General features: G+C 39.5%; 4 protein-coding genes. 3 read left to right on the forward strand and 1 reads right to left on the reverse strand.

Going from position 1 to position 3,172, the window contains the following annotated elements; all coding sequences use genetic code 11:
• A partial coding sequence (locus tag Q9Q35_RS11810; protein WP_304653546.1) for a mechanosensitive ion channel family protein occupies nt 1-871 on the forward strand: 871 nt, incomplete at its 5' end.
• 44 nt (nt 872-915) lie between these two features.
• Here the strand turns inward: Q9Q35_RS11810 and cbpB are convergent.
• The gene (gene cbpB / locus Q9Q35_RS11815; RefSeq protein WP_304653547.1) at nt 916-1,380 is read right to left on the reverse strand and encodes a cyclic-di-AMP-binding protein CbpB; all 465 of its coding nucleotides are present in this window, start codon (nt 1,378-1,380) and stop codon (nt 916-918) included.
• A 221-nt stretch (nt 1,381-1,601) separates the two neighbouring features.
• Here cbpB and Q9Q35_RS11820 point away from each other — a divergent pair, with 221 nt between their 5' ends.
• Both Q9Q35_RS11820 and Q9Q35_RS11825 read left to right on the forward strand, forming a co-directional pair.
• On the forward strand, nt 1,602-2,339 hold the full coding sequence (locus tag Q9Q35_RS11820; protein WP_137421145.1) for an MIP/aquaporin family protein: 738 nt from the start codon (nt 1,602-1,604) through the stop codon (nt 2,337-2,339).
• 71 nt (nt 2,340-2,410) lie between these two features.
• Nucleotides 2,411-3,115: a CPBP family intramembrane glutamic endopeptidase gene (locus Q9Q35_RS11825; protein ID WP_304653548.1), complete on the forward strand. Its 705-nt coding sequence runs from the start codon at nt 2,411-2,413 to the stop codon at nt 3,113-3,115.
• Nucleotides 3,116-3,172: the final 57 nt, after the last annotated feature.

Here is a 3,172-nt window from a genome sequence, read left to right on the forward strand (position 1 = left end):
CGTTTCAAAGCAAGTAGTCAAACAAACGGGCATCTTAGACAGTTACATAAAAAATATCAATTGGGATAACATTATCACTAAGATCATCATGGTGACTATCTCACTTATTTTGATCTCACTGCTTTTTTTGATCATTCATTCTGTTGGGAAAAAAATCATCACCCGCAGTTTTTCTACCGCCAAGAAAAAGGATTCTAATTACTCTATCGGGCGTTTGGGAACGATCTATACTCTGACCCAAAACATCTTTCATTACTGTGTTTTGTTCTTCTACTTTTACGCTATCCTTTCGATCTTAGGTATCCCTGTTAGCACCTTATTGGCTTCGGCCGGGATCGTCAGTGTTGCACTTGGTTTAGGGGCTCAAGGATTTGTTACCGATATTGTAACTGGTTTTTTCATCCTGCTCGAACAACAATTTTCTGTCGGTGATGTTGTCAAAATAAATGCGATCACGGGCAAGATCCACGCTGTTGGTTTACGTACAACGCAAGTGATCAGTGATGATGGGACATTAAATTTCATCCCTAACCGTAGTATCACCGTCGTTAGCAACATGTCACGCAATAATATGCAAGCTGTGATCGATATTCGTTTAGACCCTAAAAAAGACGCTAGTGAAATGAAAAAGATCATCGCTCAAGTAAATCAAAAAGTCGTACCTAACTTACCTGAGATCGTCACAGGTCCAACGATCTTAGGGGTGGTCCCCCTTGCAAGTGGCGAATTAGTTTTTCGGGTCACTGCCTATACTAAAAATGGTGCTCAAGCCACAGTACAGCGCATTTTACTGGATAACTACTTACGTGCTTTAAAGGATGAAGGCTTCAATATTCCAACTTCACCGTTAAATTTAGGTACTACTGCATAAAATCAATGCCCAAACTGCAGCTCTGTAGTTTGGGCATTTTTTGGTCATCTTTTTTCGACCATATATTCTTTTTCTAAATCATGCGCCAAATAATTGACAGCTTTCATCACTTCGCGACGAGTCAAGATCCCGGTAAAGACTCCATTTTCATCGACGACTGCAAGGAAGGTCTGATCGACTAAAAGATGCAAGATCTCTTCCATGTCATATGGAGGACAGATCGTTGGAACATCTGTCTGCATCACATCTTTGACTGGGATCGATCCTAAACGTGTAGGATCGATCCCAGTCAAGCCTAACATCGTCTCAGTGATCATTGCCAACGATAATAGTCCCTTGAAGTGTTGATCTTGGTCTAATACAGGTATCTTGGCATATTTGACCTTACTTAAAACTAAAAATGCATGTTCAAGACTATTATTCTCTTGGACATTAGCTACTATCTCAGCCGGGATCAAAAATTTTTCTTTACGCTGATTTAGCAATTGTGCAACTGCTTTTGATATCATATAACTTTTATTATTAAAACTATCCTTTCATCCAAATATTAACACTACTCCTATAATTGTATGCGTTTTAGTGAAAAATACAACCCTTACCCCTGTTTAACTCACTAAAACCCTACTTTTTTAGTAAAAAAATATTTCTGAAAGCCTATTGACACCCGCCATTGCAATCATTATAGTTATATGAGTGTATTATTTCATTGTTATTTAATTAGGAGGAAAATATGGAGTTCGCATTAAACTCAAGATTAATGGCCGAATTTTTCGGAACAGCTCTCATGATCATGTTGGGGAACGGTTCCGTGGCCAACGTTGAATTGAAAGGAACTAAAGGTTACCACAGTGGTTGGATCGTCATCTCGATCGGCTACGGTTTTGCCGTAATGATCCCAGCTTTGATGTTTGGTAAGATCTCAGGTAACCATATCAACCCCGCATTTACTTTAGGTTTAGCCATCGCAGGCGATTTCCCATGGCATGAAGTCTTACCTTACATAAGTATGCAATTCTTAGGCGCAATTGCTGGACAATTGGTCGTATTAGCTTGTTTCAAGCCACACTACGATATCACCGAAGATCCAGAAGCAGTTTTGGCTACCTTCTCAACGATCGATGCGACTGAAAGTCGTTTCAATGGTTTTGTCAACGAATTCTTTGGTACATTTACCTTAGTCTTCAGTGCTTTAGCGATCACACATTCGCCGATCTTTAACCTTGGTAACCAAGGTGCAGGCTTTATCGGTATCGGGCTCTTAGTTATGGTCATCGTAACTTCCTTTGGTGGTCCAACTGGTCCTGCTTTGAACCCAGCACGTGACTTAGGCCCTCGCATCGTCCATGCGTTGTTCCCACTTAAACATAAGGGTTCTTCTCAATGGCGTTATGCTTGGATCCCAGTTGTAGCACCATTTGCAGCTGGTGCTTGCGCGACCCTTTTATATAAAGCTATTTTTGGGTTATAATACCTATGTTAAGGCTTGACGTCATAACGTCAGCCTTTTTTTATTACACTTTTACAGAAGGGATCTCTACTATGAACTTAAAAACATTAGGAAGCTATGCCTGGCGCATCATCAAATTCATTTTATTAGGTTTGTGCTTGATCTTGCCCCAACAAGTTTTTGCCTTACCCTATATTCTCCCTCAAAACTTTAGTCCATTAGCGACAAATATTTTGATGTGGGGCTTACTTTTACTTGGATATGCACTGATGCTCGTTATTTTTAGCTGGCAATTCAAAAAAGGTCAGCCAAGCCCCAATAAGATCTTCCAAAAACTATCCAATCAAGATATCAATGCTATCATTACAGGTTTTATTGCTTTGTTTATCATCAAGATCATCTACGCAATGTTTATGGAGCAAGTCGGACAAACCCAAAATGATCAGGCTTTACAACAAATGTTTAAACTCTCGACCAATACCGCTCTCATGATGTTTCTGATGACAGCGATCTTTGCTCCTCTGTGTGAAGAGCTTCTCTTTCGGGGAATTTTTATGCGTTACTTTTTCCCTAAAAATACTGTTTTAGCGATCTTTTTTAGCGGACTAGTCTTTGGATCACTTCATTTCCATCTAGGCGATGTTTTTTGGACGCTTCTTTTATATTGTACCTTGGGCTGGGTCTTAGCATATTATTACAAAAAGACAGGTAAACTCCTGGTCAGCATCATGATCCACTTCCTAAATAATATTTTGCCTGCCTTATTCATGCTCTTTTCGGCATTATTTACCAAATAAAAAGATCCGCAAACTATCGCAGTTTGCGGATCTTTTTTGCTAATGCCTATTTATTTA

It is taken from the genome of uncultured Ligilactobacillus sp. (assembly GCF_948826705.1).
Taxonomy (GTDB): Bacteria; Bacillota; Bacilli; order Lactobacillales; family Lactobacillaceae; genus Ligilactobacillus.